The organism is Citrobacter sp. Cb080, assembly GCF_030334745.1.
GTDB lineage: Bacteria > Pseudomonadota > Gammaproteobacteria > Enterobacterales > Enterobacteriaceae > Citrobacter > Citrobacter braakii.
This window is the reverse complement of sequence record NZ_JAOWDG010000035.1, coordinates 1-14260: the sequence shown is the minus strand read 5'-3', so window position 1 is coordinate 14260 and position 14260 is coordinate 1. Positions and strand designations below refer to the sequence as shown.

At 57.5% G+C, this 14260-nt stretch carries 17 protein-coding genes; 9 read left to right on the top strand and 8 right to left on the bottom strand.

The genetic code is table 11. The features are described 5' to 3' along the window. Positions 1–336, top strand: a 336-nt coding sequence (locus OGV38_RS06960; RefSeq protein ID WP_286473100.1) for a hypothetical protein, incomplete at its 5' end; no start/stop codon positions are given. Between the two features lie 115 nt (positions 337–451). Further along, positions 452–1003: a hypothetical protein gene (locus OGV38_RS06955; protein WP_286473099.1), complete on the top strand. Its 552-nt coding sequence runs from the start codon at positions 452–454 to the stop codon at positions 1001–1003. A 289-nt stretch (positions 1004–1292) separates the two neighbouring features. Here OGV38_RS06955 and OGV38_RS06950 read toward each other — a convergent pair whose 3' ends face one another. Together OGV38_RS06950 and OGV38_RS06945 are read right to left on the bottom strand one after the other, a co-directional pair. Then, positions 1293–1754, bottom strand: coding sequence for a hypothetical protein (locus OGV38_RS06950; RefSeq protein ID WP_024008463.1), 462 nt, complete (start codon positions 1752–1754; stop codon positions 1293–1295). Beyond that, positions 1747–2115 carry a hypothetical protein gene (locus tag OGV38_RS06945; protein WP_286473101.1) on the bottom strand — a complete coding sequence of 123 codons (369 nt, stop codon included), beginning with the start codon at positions 2113–2115 and terminating at the stop codon, positions 1747–1749. The genes OGV38_RS06950 and OGV38_RS06945 overlap by 8 nt, the downstream gene beginning before the upstream one ends. Before the next feature lie 573 nt (positions 2116–2688). On the opposite strand from OGV38_RS06945, the gene OGV38_RS06935 reads away from it, so the two are divergent. Further along, on the top strand, positions 2689–4251 hold the full coding sequence (locus OGV38_RS06935) for a hypothetical protein (RefSeq protein ID WP_286473098.1): 1563 nt from the start codon (positions 2689–2691) through the stop codon (positions 4249–4251). 499 nt (positions 4252–4750) lie between these two features. Here the strand turns inward: OGV38_RS06935 and OGV38_RS06930 are convergent, their stop codons facing one another. The 5 genes from OGV38_RS06930 to OGV38_RS06910 form a co-directional block, all read right to left on the bottom strand. Next, positions 4751–5206, bottom strand: a complete 456-nt coding sequence (locus OGV38_RS06930) for a helix-turn-helix domain-containing protein (RefSeq protein ID WP_247101046.1) — start codon at positions 5204–5206, stop codon at positions 4751–4753. A gap of 188 nt (positions 5207–5394) precedes the next feature. Next, a complete protein-coding gene (locus OGV38_RS06925) occupies positions 5395–5757 on the bottom strand; it encodes a hypothetical protein (protein WP_286473096.1) in 363 nt (120 codons plus the stop codon). A gap of 60 nt (positions 5758–5817) precedes the next feature. Further along, complete coding sequence (locus OGV38_RS06920; RefSeq protein ID WP_248236140.1) at positions 5818–6009, bottom strand: hypothetical protein; 192 nt, start codon at positions 6007–6009, stop codon at positions 5818–5820. Further along, complete coding sequence (locus OGV38_RS06915) at positions 6010–6204, bottom strand: hypothetical protein (RefSeq protein ID WP_286473094.1); 195 nt, start codon at positions 6202–6204, stop codon at positions 6010–6012. 140 nt (positions 6205–6344) lie between these two features. Then, positions 6345–6971: a recombinase family protein gene (locus tag OGV38_RS06910; RefSeq protein WP_196343530.1), complete on the bottom strand. Its 627-nt coding sequence runs from the start codon at positions 6969–6971 to the stop codon at positions 6345–6347. A 220-nt stretch (positions 6972–7191) separates the two neighbouring features. Here OGV38_RS06910 and OGV38_RS06905 point away from each other — a divergent pair, with 220 nt between their 5' ends. Genes OGV38_RS06905 through OGV38_RS06895 form a run of 3 tightly spaced genes read left to right on the top strand, consistent with a single transcriptional unit; the run spans position 7192 to position 8581 of the window. Then, positions 7192–7830 carry a hypothetical protein gene (locus OGV38_RS06905; RefSeq protein ID WP_286473092.1) on the top strand — a complete coding sequence of 213 codons (639 nt, stop codon included), beginning with the start codon at positions 7192–7194 and terminating at the stop codon, positions 7828–7830. After that, positions 7830–8408, top strand: a complete 579-nt coding sequence (locus tag OGV38_RS06900) for a hypothetical protein (protein WP_286473091.1) — start codon at positions 7830–7832, stop codon at positions 8406–8408. The genes OGV38_RS06905 and OGV38_RS06900 overlap by 1 nt, the downstream gene beginning before the upstream one ends. Next, positions 8408–8581, top strand: a complete 174-nt coding sequence (locus tag OGV38_RS06895) for a hypothetical protein (protein ID WP_196093970.1) — start codon at positions 8408–8410, stop codon at positions 8579–8581. The genes OGV38_RS06900 and OGV38_RS06895 overlap by 1 nt, the downstream gene beginning before the upstream one ends. A gap of 56 nt (positions 8582–8637) precedes the next feature. On the opposite strand, the gene OGV38_RS06890 is transcribed toward OGV38_RS06895, so the two are convergent. Continuing rightward, complete coding sequence (locus tag OGV38_RS06890; protein WP_286473090.1) at positions 8638–11442, bottom strand: lytic transglycosylase; 2805 nt, start codon at positions 11440–11442, stop codon at positions 8638–8640. A 548-nt stretch (positions 11443–11990) separates the two neighbouring features. On the opposite strand from OGV38_RS06890, the gene OGV38_RS06885 reads away from it, so the two are divergent. The 3 genes from OGV38_RS06885 to OGV38_RS06875 are packed head-to-tail and all read left to right on the top strand — an operon-like array spanning position 11991 to position 14008. Continuing rightward, positions 11991–13226 (top strand): primase/helicase family protein, encoded by a 1236-nt coding sequence (locus tag OGV38_RS06885; protein ID WP_286473089.1) that lies wholly within the window; start codon positions 11991–11993, stop codon positions 13224–13226. 54 nt (positions 13227–13280) lie between these two features. After that, positions 13281–13583: a hypothetical protein gene (locus tag OGV38_RS06880; protein WP_286473088.1), complete on the top strand. Its 303-nt coding sequence runs from the start codon at positions 13281–13283 to the stop codon at positions 13581–13583. Further along, positions 13580–14008 (top strand): hypothetical protein, encoded by a 429-nt coding sequence (locus OGV38_RS06875; protein ID WP_275396484.1) that lies wholly within the window; start codon positions 13580–13582, stop codon positions 14006–14008. Before OGV38_RS06880 ends, OGV38_RS06875 begins: the two co-directional genes overlap by 4 nt. Positions 14009–14260: the final 252 nt, after the last annotated feature.

Sequence of the window (14260 nt, the reverse complement as noted above, 5' to 3'; positions counted from 1 at the left end):
CCCCCCCTGCCCGTCATCTTTTCCCCGGAGCCTGAGCTATTGCCGGAGCTGGAAACATTGCCGGAGCCTAAGATTGAGCTATCACCGGATGACGAGGGCGAGGAATACGACGATCTTGATATACCGGACGCCACGCCGCTGAATACGTCGCAAATTCTGGCCTCTGCACGCTACCAGATGGAGGCGGAGCGCTTGCAACGTCTGGGCTGCTACCGTCGCGCCTGCACTCGCTACCGTAAAGCCCTCGCGCTTTCGCTACCCGGAAAACGCGGAGATACCCTGCGCCGCATGGTCGATAAGTGCGCCCGAATGGCGGGTAAGCGTGTTCGGGGATAGTGCCGCGTATTTCACTGTATTACGTCATGCAGGACGCTGTATTGCAGAAAAATGGACGCTATGCTGCGCCAACACTAACGCCCCGCCAATTGGGGTATAACGCAAGGATTTGACTGTGAAACAAATCAGCAGGCCCGAATTACTGCACAAACTTATGATCCATGCGATTAACGAGATGCTGGCCCGTGATTTATTCTCTCTCGCTTATTCGCCTGAGCAGCACACTGATTATGTGAATAGCAAATGCGATGAAAAAGACTTGCCTGCAAAAGAGTTTGGGCACGCATTTATTGATATTCAGGGTTATCCCTCATTGGTATTTTGGCGGGCTGTGGGCTGGGGAGAATTGAATTTAACCGCATGGTTTGATGTAAACCGTGCTGAGTTAGAAAAATACGCCGAAAACGTGCGCTGCTTTGGTTTCCATAGAAATAAAATCTATGCGATGGAGCGGTCAATTGAGAAAGACAAAATGAAAACGCTTTGCCGCGCTTTCGTTAGTTGCTGGTTTGAGCGTAAGAATGGGGCTTACATCCAATGCCGTGAGGATGGTCGCGTTGGCTGGGTTAGTTCGCCATATATGCGGGCAGATTCCCGCTACAAGATCGCCGCCCTGCCTGAGGCTATCCCGCAGGGGTATAAAGAATCGGGCAAATTCATGATGTAACCACGGGGGCCCATTGCGGGCCCTTTTCTTTTGCGGCCCCCGCGCCGCCTCTCCCCGTAAGGGCTGGGAAGGTTGACGAATACGTCAGCAATAGCGTACTATTGTTGTACTGCAAGAGCATTCGCAGGGGGCATCAACCAGAAATTGGCCCTTTGCGCTGGGCAGTCAGGAGGCTGGTCTCCTGTCGGTAGCTCAACCTGAATAATCAGGTTGGTATCTGAACCCACGAGCTAAAGATTGGCTGCGGCTACCAAGCATTACGAAGGGCGCTTATTGCGCCCTTTTGCTTTTATAGCCTGCCTAACAACGTGCCTTGTGTCCGGTGTGTCTCATACGCCGTTACTACGCTGTAAATCCATCCGCTTTGAGCCCAGTCGGCCTCTTTTGGCTCCAGAATGACGATCCCAAGCGCCGAGCGTAAAACCTTTGGCCTGTGCTTCCCTCCCGGATGATTAAACTCACAATAAACGCCTGCACCCGGCTGAATCACATCACACACAAAACGCGCCACGTCATTCACGGTATGATAACCGAGCCGCACAAGTTCCTTTTCATGCTCTGCCCAGATATGACGCACGCCAAAGCCGCTATTAGGGCCTCTATGATTCCCCACGCGCAGAAATATATCCCCGGCAGGTATTACATCCCCTCTTGAAACAAACTCCGGTAAAGAGCCGAAACATGGGAGCCCTGCTGGGTGGGCTATATGGCTGTTAGGTGAGCCATTAATGCCGTAGTTATTCTTAGCCATTGAGCAGTCCACTATCCCGCAGCTTGTGCCGATAATCCCGCAGGCGGCTGCGTGTCCACTCTCCCCCGGTCGCGGTTCGATACCCGGCAGCATTAAGCGCCCCCACAATATCCTCCAGGCTGGCCCGCTGTTGCGTCAGTGACACGATCAGCGCGTCGGCCTCGCTATCAACTGCCTGAAAGCGCGGATCGCTTGTGGTGCGTTGTGGTGCATTTGGTGGCGTTGTCGTGCGTTGCATTTCCGGCTTGTCTGGCAACGTCTGACGTTGCGGTGCAGCTGTCTGACGGCGTGGTGCGCCTGCAATGGTCTCCAGTAACTCAATCACCCGGTCGAGCTTGTCACCTGCGGCAGGGGCTGGCAAAACGCCAAGGTAGGCCCGCAGCGCTGCTGCGGTGATGTCCGTGCGGGTGAGGTGTTCGGCGCTGGCCCGTTCGTCGAGCAGCTGCACAAGGTCGTCAGGTAGTCGGATGCTAAGCTGGGGCATTGCGCTGTCCTCCGGTTGTCATTCCCTGTCATGTTACGTCATACGCGACGTAATGCAATGGTGTGCATCAGAGGGAGGGGCGCAGCTGTCGCAGCGCATCAAGACAATCCACCGCAGCCCCCGCCAGTGTGGGCAAATTTGCGCTTTCATCAAGAAGTTATCCACAACGGCAGACGTGCCGCAAGGCTGGAGGGTGGTGCAAAAAAGATGAAGATCGACGCCTGATCATTGCTTGCCGACGCCTTTCCGGGCCGCTATGCTTAGCCCTGAAACGCAAAAGGCCCCAGCTGGTAACTGGGGCCTCTGCGAAATTGGTTTGATTTGCGTAGGAACCAAATGGGTTGGCTACAAATCATCACCGCGCAATAGTGATGATAGCCATTGGTTCCCAAGCAATCAAGCGTTACGCGCCTTTTGGCGCTGCTTTTTTGCGTACAAGGAATAAAAGTAATGGCTGACATCATCACCGCCCCGCAAGACATTAAGCAACTGCCTGAGCAGCTGTTAGGTAAAATCCTCGCAGCCGTCCGCGAGCACCTATGCGTTAACCTCTTTCAATTGCCCGATGCCGAGCGCTACGAAAAAGCGCAGGCGCTTGGCGTGAACATCCACGCTATTGATCGCTGTCTCACTCGTTCGCTCTGGTTCCCGGAGAAAAAGCAATATATCCACTTAGACAACGCCGCCCATATTAAGCGCTTTGGTGCGTCTGATTTCCGCCTGATTGAGTCCAGCTGCGGCGGTTTTTACCACACGACCGAGGAAGGACAGAAGTCAGCGCGGGACGCGGTAGCTTTGGCGCTGACCAAGAAAACAGCCACTGAGCGGCTGGCAGACCTGAAAAAAGCGATCGGCGGCATGGTGGGCGATTGCATCCGCACTTATCGGCAGTTCGTGGCGCTGCGTGTCGAGGTGGATATGTTTACCAGTGCCGCCACCGTCACGCTGGACGAGGAGGGAAAGGCCCGCATCACGTTGGCGCATGTACCTTACCCTGTCGTTAAGCTGGATAAGACAATCAATGACGACTGGCGCGAACACTTCCCGCAGTTTCCTGAGCTCATAGACCTGATCGCCGCTGCTCGATTCGCGCCAGACCGTAAAAATGCGTATCTGTTTTTACAGGCGGTCTCTGACTTCGGCAAAGGCTTGTTGTTTGGCAAGAATGGCGCATTTTCTAAGCTGGGGATCGTGGTGGAAGTTAACGAGCAGGAGCTGGACGCCATTGTGAAAGGCTCCGCCAGTGGCAGGACAGCAAGCGAGTTTGTCCGGGCGTTGATTCTGGCTATTAACGAGCCGGAGCGCATCACGAAAAAATCCTTTGTACTGGAGAGCGCGATCACCGTTTCAACCAAGCACCAGATCGCGCAGACCGTCCCGCTTTACACCAAAATTTATACCTCAGCCGATCCCATTCCGGGGCTGATTAGTGAATCCGGGATTGACGAGCAGATCGCCCGCCGTTTCTCACATATCCAGCCAACGTCTGGCCCAGTAAATGACCGCCCGTTATTTCAGGCCGATCCCGGTTACTACGCAGCACGCGTGCAGGATGCCATTGCCAAAGGTCTGAATAGTCGCATTGAGTCTTACCAGCAAGCAGGCCCGGAGCTGGCCTCAAAGCAGGCGGCGGAGTACCTGAATGAGTTCCATAAAAAATATGGTCTCGCCAAGTCCTCTGGCGTTATCACTGACCATTACGGCGATATTTGCGAGGAGTTCTACAGCTTCGCTCATTATGACATCGTGCAAAAACAGCAGGGCTTGCCGCATGTAACTGCTGAAAATGGCATTGTGCTGAAATGTATTGCTCAATGGTGGCGTGAGTTCGTCTGCGCCCATACCGGAAAAACGAGCGGGCATGAGTTCAACACTCTGATCCGTGACCGTGTAGCCATCATTGGCAAGCCGGGATCACACCGAACAAAATCAGGAGTGGTTAAAGGCACGCTGATCCCCCCGCTACCTGATACCGTAGCCAGCCGCATGACAATGCGAGCCGCCAACGATTAACCAAGAGCCCCGAAAGGGGCTTTTTTGTATCTGTAACCTCGTAAATGGTTACACGTAACCATGCGTAACCATGAGGGTGGTTACGCTACAGCCACCGCCATTAGCGGACTTTGATGCTTTGTAACCTTGTAACCATTTTTTCCCGAATTTCTAGTTGTTATATATACCCATTTACTTATTTATTTATTCGAAACTATTTATACTAAAAAAGGTTACAAGGTTACATTATTGATTTATAAGAAATTTATGCTGGTTACAGAAAAGGTTACACATGGTTACGGTGGTTACATAAGAGGTTACAACGTCGCATAGCGTCGCAAAGTGCATCCCCGGAGGGGTGCAGCTGCGTGACGCGGTTCTGCTGGATTGATTGGGATAGTGCAAATTTGGCAGGCACTGCCGCCGAGTTGCCGGAGTTGCCCGAAATAAAAAAAGATTAATATTTGAGCAGGTGCTTGCCCTTACGGGGAGGGGCCGGGCTGATCGCCCGGCATGGTGCCTAATCGTCTTTCAGTGCCTGCCGCATGACCTCTGCGGGGTCAATAATCTGGTACACCATGGCCTCATGGGCAAAGGCCCGCGTAAGGGCGGAGATCAGGCTTGCTGCTGCGCGAACGGTGGGCAGGTCTTTGCTGCGGAGTGCTGTCATAGCCTCGCCCTGCACGCTCTCCAGTAGTTTGATCTGGCGCTTGATGATGACCTGCTGCTGCTCCCGGAGAGTGTCGCGCAGCTGGCTGAGCCGTTCGGCCTCGCTGGGTGGCAGGCTGTCATATTTGGCCTGTGCGTCGCTGATCAGCTGGTCGAGCCCGCTGGCCTGCGCTTTGGTGATGTCTTTTGCCAGCCATTTGGAAACTGTGCCGCGATTGCATCCCATCTTTTCCGCGATCTGCGGAATGGTGAGTCCTTCGGCGCGTAGGGCACGGGCTTGAATGGCGCGGCGGGATGGTGGTTGCATGGTGATGCCTCAAATGTTGCCACGGGTTGCCCATAGTGGCATCACGACTGCTTTTTGGCGGGCCCAGCCCGCCGCCTCCCCATTTCCTGCCACTGGCTCAGCCTGCCAGCCACGACGCTGTTAAACGAGGCGGGGTAATGCGTTACCACGGCAAAAAGAAAGCGCCCCGCAGAGAGGCGCTGAGGAGGTCAGAATTGCAGGCGGTTGCTGCCTAAGTCGTGGGAGCATTCCACTGATACTGTGTCAGCTTTCGGAGAGGTGGAGAAGGTCGCAAAGAATTTCCGGTTTCCGCCATCCAGCCAGAAAATATCCATCATGGCGGTAGTCTGCTGAGGTACGCCTGCGGTGATGTGGACGCCGTAGCTTTCAGAGGTGATCTCTCTGACTGGGAACCGGTTCCCGTTCCATGTCACCATCATGCGCGGCCCGGTGTTGGTCTCCAGCCGGATGATTGAGCCGTCAGTGCAGAGAAAGCGGGAGGCGATTTCCCCGGCGTGCAGCTGGGAGCTGGCGAGGAGTAGCGCGAGTGCTGCGGGTATATTGATTTTCATATTATGTAATTCATTACACCATATTGATTATGAGATAGGGCCCCCGCAGGGGCCCCGGTTTTACAGCTGGTCTGCCACTCTGACGAGTACCGCAGCCGGATGGCACGCCATCAGGATTTTGACGTGGGGATCGTGCTGGTCTCTGCCTGCGGCGATAACTACGCCGTTAAGCATGACCGCAACGCTCTGGCCCTGATTGAGTAGCTTGTGCCACTGCTGCGCCGCTTTCCTGCGCGGGTCTATGCGGTACATTTACGCCTCCCACGCAAACAGGCGGCACACGGGCAGGGTTATCACTTTGCCCTCCGCCGTTCTGAGTGATGTCTGGTGAATGCCGCGCCCGTTCATCGCAACGCTGCGGGGTTTGCCGTACTGGCAGATCTGCCCGTGCTCAATGCTGAGGCCGGGGAATGTTTGCGCCGTGTGACGCTGTGATGCAATAATCATAATGTTGGTTCCATTGGGTTGGTTCTGACAATGGCGCGGCTTTGGTTGCCACCTTCACCGCGCCGCTTTTGGTTCCCCTGTTAGCGCAGGGGCTCCAATCTCTTAGACGGGCCATGCCTTCCCAGTCTGGCCCGTCGCTCTTACTGCTCTTTCGTTACCCGCAGCACTGTGGAGCGTGAGCAGCCCGCCAGTTTGGCGATCTCCCCCGTCCGATGTCCTGCGGCGGCATACTTCAAAATCTTCTTATGCAGCGCCGTATCGGCCTGTTTGCCTCTGTATTTTCCGGCCTCCACCGCCTTTTTGATGCCCTGCGCCTGACGTTTCCGGCGCGTCTCGTAATCGTCGCGGGCCCATGCTGCGGCAATGTCGAGCAGCATCGAGTTGAGCGCATCGAGTACCACGCCGCGAACGTCGAAACCGCCCGCCCCGGTCGGCTGATCGCCCTGCAATACCGCCAGCGTGGTGGGGATGTCGCAGCAGACAATGCGCAGCCGTTTGGCCCGGATTCGTTCTTTCAGCTGCTCCCACTCTGTCCGGGTTAAACGGCTCAGGCGGTCGAGCTTTTCAACCAGCAGCACAAAGCCCGGCCCCGCGTCATGCAGCAGCTTGTTGAGCTGCGGGCGCTCCAGCTGCGTGCCGGAGATATTCTCCCGATACCAGCCGCAGATCGTCAGGCCGTTGGCAGCGGCAAAGGCTTTGAGTTCATCCTCTGCGCGGCTGGCGTCCTGCGTCTCAGTGCTGGCCCTCATGTAAATCATGCAATTCATCGTTAGCTCCCGCGCTATGGGGTGTTTTCTGTAGTGCGTTTTTTTATATTGCGTCTTTTAAGTTATAAAAGCAACTTATACGACGCGTTAATCACTGCTTTTTTGAGGTGTACCCAAAAAGAGCAGGCACTATGCGAGGGCAACGCCCGCGCCCCTCCCCGTAGTCGTGACAGTAGTCTGCATTTGCGGCACCTCGCCGCTGACTTTGACGAGACGACATATGACTAATTCAAATACTGCTCAGGTGGATAACCAGCTGAGCCAAATTTATGACGCGCTGGGCGAGTACGCCGCGCCGCTGCCTCAGTTTAATAACATTGCCATTACCCGCGAGCAGGCGATCAGCCTTCTCGATCAGTCTACCGCGCTGGATGCCGATGCCGCGCAGCTGCGTGAGCAACGCGAAGGCCAGCACGATGCTGCCACCCTGCTGGAGAGTCAGCTGGCAACGCTCTCCGGGCTGATTGCTGAGGGTAAAGCCTGCCTGCGTTCTGGTGAGTCTGTGCGCCCTGAGTGCGCCATGGCCCCAAGCCTGATCCCTGAGGTAGAAAACGAGCTTTCAGCCGCCCGGCAGCAGCTTGCCACTACTGACACGCAGATCGCCGCCATCGTGCAGCGGTCTGCCCTGTTGCGCCGCCAGTGTGGGGAGCTACTGACCAAGGCCCTGATCGACGCCCGTGTGGCTCATGTGCAGGCCCTGCTTGATGCTGCTATTCAGCAGGCTGCTGAGCTGGGGCTGGAGCTGGCAAACAGTAACCAGTACACCACTGCGATCCGTGTGGACAGCCGTCTGGCGGTTCTGGGCCGCAATAACGGCGTATTAATCAGCCTGAAAGGCTACCAAGGGAGTGCCAGATAATGACCATTAAAGCCGTACTTGCGCAGCTGGCTGCGTTAAACAGCACTATGACCAAGAGCCTCGCCGGAGACGATGCGGGGCGTGAGGCAAGGCTGAATTTTGAAGACCATAAGCTGATTGCTGACTGCTGGCAGGCCAAAGCCCCCCGCGCTCAGGTTGAGGAGCTGAAAAAGTCCCTCAAAGCCACCCATGACCTCCCCGACGCGGAGCGTAAAGCAGCATTCTCAGCCGTTCGCCAGCACCTGCTCAAATCCACCGCAGGCGATGCGCTGGAGCAGGCCATGAGCGGCTCCCCTGTGCAGTTCGCGCCGGATATGACCGTGAGCCGCAACATGAGCACCGAGCAAATCCACCTGGCACGCCAGCAGCAGATCAGCGATCAGCAGCTAATCCGTGATTGTGAAATCGCTGGAGTGGCCACCGGGCAGATCGTAGAGCTGGCGACGCGTCTCGAAGACACTCGCGGCCTGCCGAATAACATCAGACAGCCCGGCATTGATGCCGTGCGCCAGCAGCTGACGCAATCCCAACCGAGCCCGGCAGCGCAGGGCATCGACTGGAGCGGGCAGGGTTGGTAATGGAAAGGCCCGTGCTGCTTATTCCTGAGCGCATGATGGCGGATCCAGATGCTGAGCACGTAAGCCAGTTGCGTGCCAGTATCAGGCGAGCCCAGCGGAAACGGGACGGCGAGCGGCAGGAATACGGGCTAAACGCCCCGGATTATCACTGGAGCGCACCACGTCGCAGATAGCAAAAGGGCCCGAATATGGGCCCTTGTCTTTTGGCGTGCCAGCACGTCCGCTACCGCTATCGACTGGCAAAGCTGCGCGGCTGCGTGAAAGAGCTTTTTACCGGGACGCTTTGGGTTTGTGTGCGCCCATCTGGGTATTGCAGGTTTACATTGATATTGGCGTCTGAAATATCAATTTTCCCGCCACTGGAGCCCGCTGGCATGGTCTCCGGCGCGATCTTGTAGTTGTTCTGGTTATTCAGGGCCATGCTAACGCCAGAATTAACCACGGATTGCGGGATGCTGCTATTTTTCACGTTCTCTTTGCGGAGGATGGCCCGCGTTACGTTCAGCAGAGTGTTCTGATCGGTTAAGTCCAGCTGCTGATCTGGGTCGTAGCCTGTCCATTCGCTCGCCTGCCGGATGTAGCGCGGCACCTCAGGATCACCGCTCGCATAGGTGCTGATAATCTCCCGTAGCGTGCGCTTGCGTCCGCCCTGATATTTCCCGGTGCTATAACGCAGCAGCTGCCCGGCAGACGCTGCAATGCCTGCCTGCTGGGTTGGGAAGCGCCGCCAGTTGCCGTTAGCGTCCTTCACGTTACCAACGTTATTGCCTGCCCAGTTCCCGGCAGCACCGCTTCCCGCAGCCGCTGCGGATGGTGAGGAAATATTGCCGCCTAACGCCGCCTCTCCGGCTGTTTGCGGGCCGTATGCAGCGGCGTGCGCATTCGCATTGCCATGCTCTACAAAGTTGAGCTGCTGCTGGCGCATGAGCTGCTGCTGGCGTTTCAGTGCCCTGTATCGGTCGCCCTCTGGCCCTGCGGTCTGCATACCGACGCCCTTGTCCTGCAAGGTGTTCATTTCCTGCTGATAGGCATCGAGACGCCAGCCGTATTTGCGGCGGGCCTGCTGCTGCGTATCGAGGCGCATCCCCTTCTCATAATCGCGGCGCAGACTGTCCTCGCTGCCCCCGGTCATTTTGACCAGTGCCATGCGCATGACATCGAGAGCAGGCAGGGCGCGGCGGGCGTAGTCCTCAAACTGGTTGTTGAGCTTCGCCACGTTATCGCGGATCTCGCTCCCTTCGGTCTTCGCAGGGCCATGCACGGTGGCAACCTGAGTGAGCACGTCTTTCAGCTTCTCCGGGTCAGTACCTTTAAGGGCATCGGTAAGGCGCTGGCGTTCGCCAGCATCAAGGCCCCCGCGCTTGAGGTATTCATTGCCCATAGCCTCCAGCCCTTTGCCGCTCTGAATCTGGCCCAGCGCGGCGTAACTGGTGGCGTTTACGCCGTCAGGGTTAATTTTCAGGCGGCTGAGGCGACTTGAGACGCCGCTCATATCTGCGCTGCTCATCTGGTCGATTGCCAGCGCGTCATTGATGCCGACGCCAAGGTGGCGCGAGAGAGCCACGATTGAATCAGGGCCGTAACCATAGGCCCGGTGGATGCCCTGCCGGGTCATATCGAGCAGGGTCTGATCGCCGTGATGATTGCCGCCAAAGCGCTGCCCGTAAAGAGAATCAGGGCCCAGCGTGCTGCTAATGGTGCCAAAAGCGCCGCCAGACTGGAGGACTTCGAGCGCCATCGGGTTGTTGATGCCGTTGCGCAGGGCCATGCGGGCCATGAATGCCCGTGAAGGGTCGCCCATTGCGCCACCGCGCTGGAGGTTCGCATTAATGCGGCTCAGCAGGTTGGTGGAGCCCTGCAAATCCATGCCGGGGATCCCTGAGCTCATCAGGCCAGCCATTGCACCCGCATAGCCCGGTACATTTGGCGCGGTCAGGCTTGTGCGGGCCTGCTGGGTGGCAAAGTCGCTGATCGCCTGCATAGCTTCGCCAGCCTGCGCAAATGCGCCTGATTTGCCGATAGCCTCCCCCATGAGCAGGCCCATGCGGCGCAGCTGCTGATCGTTGTTTACGACACGGGAAGCGGAGAGCTGGCCCATCGTGCCCGCGACGCTGTTTGGGTCGAGGCCGTAGGAGCGGGCCAGACCGCCAGAAACCAGCATCCCGGTGCCAAGGTTCTGGCCCGGCTGGATGTTGGCGGCGCGGGAATAGGTGGAGGCCAGCGCGATGGCGTCACCGTTGGTCATGCCCAGATTGTTGGCGGTGCTCATGACGCCGCGCTGGAGGCTGGAAAAGCTGACAATGCCCCCCATCTGGCGGTATAGCTTGTCGAGCCCGATCACGTTGTCCTGTGCCTGCCCGATCTTGTCTGCGACCGCGCCGATAATCTTTCCTACTCCGAGCGCAGCAAGTCCGCCGACCAAGCCCATGAGCCCGGCACCTGCTCCGCCAGACAGCCCGGCGCTCATTGCCCCGTTAATGGTGCCGCCAACCGGGCCAGCGTTGCGCAGCATCGTGTTGAGGTGGTTCTGCCATGCTGGAGGCTGGTTATAGTTTTGCGGCCCTCTCTGAGGCGCTGGAGAAGGATTTGAGGGGGTAGGCGCTGGCGGTTTCGGTTTCGGGGCGTCGTCAAACTCCACGCCGAGAAACTGGAGCATGGACTGCATTTTTTTAATGCGTACCGCCTGATCTGCGTACATCTTCGACCAGTCCGCCATAAGGGGATTGGTTGCGCCCTGCCCAGTCTTGCCCATGGTCTGCTTGAGCTCTGTCTGGATAGAGAGCAGCTTCTGCATCTGCTTGATGAAGGCGTTTAGATCGTCTTTCGAGCGAAGATTAATGGGCTCAAACTTCTGCTTGTTGGCCTGCCCTACCTGAGAGGCAAGGATGCGGATCTGGTCGTTGACCATTTGAATCTGTTGCTTGAGGTCTGCTGCGTCAAATTGCGCACTGACCGGGATTTTAATCGCCATGTTATAGCCCTGTTTTGTCATCGTCAGGGCCAGTCTGGCGTCACGACATTTGCACCGCTTCAATTACGGCAGTGACGCCGCAAGCCGCGCCAGCTGTGGATAACTTTGATAAATTCACCTTGCTATTATGACCAAAATGGTCAAAATACAAATCAAGTGGCCTGACGGCTGCTGTTAATTTCCGTTTCCAGCAAGGGCGGAAAGTACACCCCAGTCATGGGGGGTTAGCGGGTGACGCTCTCTCACCCATCACCATGACGCGAGAGCGAGGGGCAGCAGATCAGTGCGGACTCTCCGGGGCAGAAATGCCCGCATCACCGCATAAGTCCTTATGGCCTGCATTTAGTGCTTTTGGCATGAATCACTCAAAAAGTCCCGCCAGACCATCGGCGGGCAATAACCAACCCTGAGGAAACCCCATTGAAGATTTACCGCGAGGCGCTGGCTGAGAAACTGAGGATCAGCCCACGCCATATGCGCAGGTTAGAGGAGCTACACCCCTCTGACGGGCGCGATAAAAAGGGCCATTACTGGCTAACCGGGCCGGAGCTGACGAGGTTCATAAAACAGCAGCGCCGCCCAGAAAGAAGACGTTAAGAGAGAGAGCCAAAATGACTGGGAAGAATGACTGGCTGTTAATACCGAATTTGCTGGATGAAGCGCTGGCCCGCACGCCTGCACCGTCCTGCGGTGGCGGCTTTGAGGACTGGAAACGGGATATCACCGGGATCATGTGCTGGCTGCGCTACCTGAGCCGCGACGCTGAGGCCGTGAACGTCTGCACCCGCTGGAGTGAGGAGCCCGGCATTACACCTGCTCAGCGGGCCAGTAATGCCTCCCTGCTGTCATCCACTGCCCGCTATGTGCTCAGCCTGCCACCGGACACGGCGAAAGCCTACGCCATCGGCCTGCTGTACCGTGCGCCCGGTCTGGTTGACGACATTCAAACGGGCCGCTTTGGGGCCGAATATCAGCCCACTGCCGAGCAGCTGCGCCAGCAGGAAGCCCAGCGCGAAGCCAGACAGCAGGAATTTGAAGCCCGTCAGCTGGAGCAGGAGCAGGCAACGCAGAAGCAACGCCAGAAAGCCTATGCAGATGCGATGCGCATTTATGGCAAGGGTAACGCCGATCCCGAAGCCGTCCGCGCAACCCCGTACTGGCGTGAGAAAGAGAAAGCCGCAGGCTTTCCCCTCCCCGTTCCTGAGGGCATCCGCTGCGGTTCTCCTCGCATGTTCCTGCCAGTCGTCGGCCCGGTTTACTGGAATAACAGCGTGATCGTGCCGCTGCATGTCATCAGTGAGTATTTGCAGCTGGGCCATGTGTCCATCGAGGTCATTTGCGGTACGGCTAACCCGCCAGCCTCCCGCACTGGCGATAAGCGCGGCCTCAAAGGTGGCTTGCGTCAGGGCGCTTTCTTCCCGATTAATCTGGACAAAGCCCGCCATAATTTGCCGCTTATTATCGTTGAGGGGCTCATGACCGGGATCGCGGTCAGCATGATGACAGGCGGCAAACTCCCGGTTATCTGCGCCATGTCCTGCGAGTTTTTCAGCAGTGTGATCGACGAGCTCCAGATTGTTTATAAAGACCAGCCGCTTTACATCATCGGTGACGTGGGAGCAGGGCACCGCAAGGCCGCAGACCTCGCCAATGAGCGGGGACGCGCTGAGATTTACGCGGTAGACCTTGAGCCATGCCTGCCGGAGCAGGAAGGGGCCGACGCGTTCGATATGCTGGCCCGTCATGGGGTCGATAATGGCATGGTGCTGCTGCGCTCCATGTTCCGCACTGCCCGGCTGGCGCGTGGTGATGCTACTGTCTCCCCGTCATCGTCAGTCAATCCTTAGTACCAAAGCCGCTCTGTGACAGGGGCGGCTTTTTCATGCCTTGAGGAGCCGAGAATGAATGACCAAATGCCAAGCCCTGAAATGCTGGAGAGCTTGATTTTTAACCATGCCTCAGATACTGCCAGCCTGCTGGTATCACGGGGCGTCTGCGAGCTTGATCGCCTCTTTGGTGAGGGGTATGCCGCCGCTAATCCGGTTGTGCTCAATCAGTGGGTGGCGGTCGCCAGCACCATGCAGCTGGCCCAGATGCAAATCAATGCCGCCAACGGGCTGGCCTGTCAGATCGAGCGACTGAGGGCCATGGCTGACGCCATCGAGGCCAGCGCAGCAGCGGCTTACACCGGGAGAATGCAATGAGCGAGCAAACGCAGCAATTATTTACCGCCGAGCTGTGCAGCATGATCCCCAAGGCGCTGGCGCAGTGGTTCCGTGAGGGTGGCAAATCGGCGGGGCCTGAGGGCCCTGTGATTGCGTTCGGCAAGCGCATCAAGCGCGGCGGAGTCATGACCATTGTCGGGCGTTCTATCCGTGGGCACCTGTGGGCCACCCCGGCCTATTACGCCGACGCGGCTCGCATCATGCGCAAGGATAAGCGGGGCAAAGCCTACCCCAGCCACTGCGAGATTGAGCGCGAGACGTTCACCTGCCAGCTGCTGCGCCAGATCATGAGCCTGACGCCTGCTGCTTATCCGGGGCTCCCTGAGGCTGTCCCGGAGTGGCAGACCATTAGCGAGACGGAGCAGCGCCAGATCGTCGAGACCATTAACGCCTGTTTACGTTGAGAGGTGCCCATGCAGCTGGATTTATTCAGACAGAAAGGCGGCATGGGACTTTCTGAGCGGGAAGCCGTCGAGGTGGCCCGCCTGCGCTGGCACGCTTTCCGCCGTGCGTTCGTGGGCCCGCCCTGCCCTGAATTTATCCGAGGGGCCTGCCCTGTCTGGCATCCTATCCCCGCCCCCCCTGCCCGTCATCTTTTCCCCGGAGCCTGAGCTATTGCCGGAGCTGGAAACATTGCCGGAGCCTAAGATTGAGCT

Bases quoted from the DNA above. Each gene is read 5' to 3' on its own strand.
- OGV38_RS06950 (WP_024008463.1), bottom strand. From the start codon at position 1,754: ATGGCTAAGAATAACTACGGCATTAATGGCTCACCTAACAGCCATATA.
- OGV38_RS06935 (WP_286473098.1), top strand. From the start codon at position 2,689: ATGGCTGACATCATCACCGCCCCGCAAGACATTAAGCAACTGCCTGAG.
- OGV38_RS06930 (WP_247101046.1), bottom strand. From the start codon at position 5,206: ATGCAACCACCATCCCGCCGCGCCATTCAAGCCCGTGCCCTACGCGCC.
- OGV38_RS06925 (WP_286473096.1), bottom strand. From the start codon at position 5,757: ATGAAAATCAATATACCCGCAGCACTCGCGCTACTCCTCGCCAGCTCC.
- OGV38_RS06920 (WP_248236140.1), bottom strand. From the start codon at position 6,009: ATGTACCGCATAGACCCGCGCAGGAAAGCGGCGCAGCAGTGGCACAAG.
- OGV38_RS06915 (WP_286473094.1), bottom strand. From the start codon at position 6,204: ATGATTATTGCATCACAGCGTCACACGGCGCAAACATTCCCCGGCCTC.
- OGV38_RS06910 (WP_196343530.1), bottom strand. From the start codon at position 6,971: ATGAATTGCATGATTTACATGAGGGCCAGCACTGAGACGCAGGACGCC.
- OGV38_RS06905 (WP_286473092.1), top strand. From the start codon at position 7,192: ATGACTAATTCAAATACTGCTCAGGTGGATAACCAGCTGAGCCAAATT.
- OGV38_RS06900 (WP_286473091.1), top strand. From the start codon at position 7,830: ATGACCATTAAAGCCGTACTTGCGCAGCTGGCTGCGTTAAACAGCACT.
- OGV38_RS06895 (WP_196093970.1), top strand. From the start codon at position 8,408: ATGGAAAGGCCCGTGCTGCTTATTCCTGAGCGCATGATGGCGGATCCA.
- OGV38_RS06885 (WP_286473089.1), top strand. From the start codon at position 11,991: ATGACTGGGAAGAATGACTGGCTGTTAATACCGAATTTGCTGGATGAA.
- OGV38_RS06880 (WP_286473088.1), top strand. From the start codon at position 13,281: ATGAATGACCAAATGCCAAGCCCTGAAATGCTGGAGAGCTTGATTTTT.
- OGV38_RS06875 (WP_275396484.1), top strand. From the start codon at position 13,580: ATGAGCGAGCAAACGCAGCAATTATTTACCGCCGAGCTGTGCAGCATG.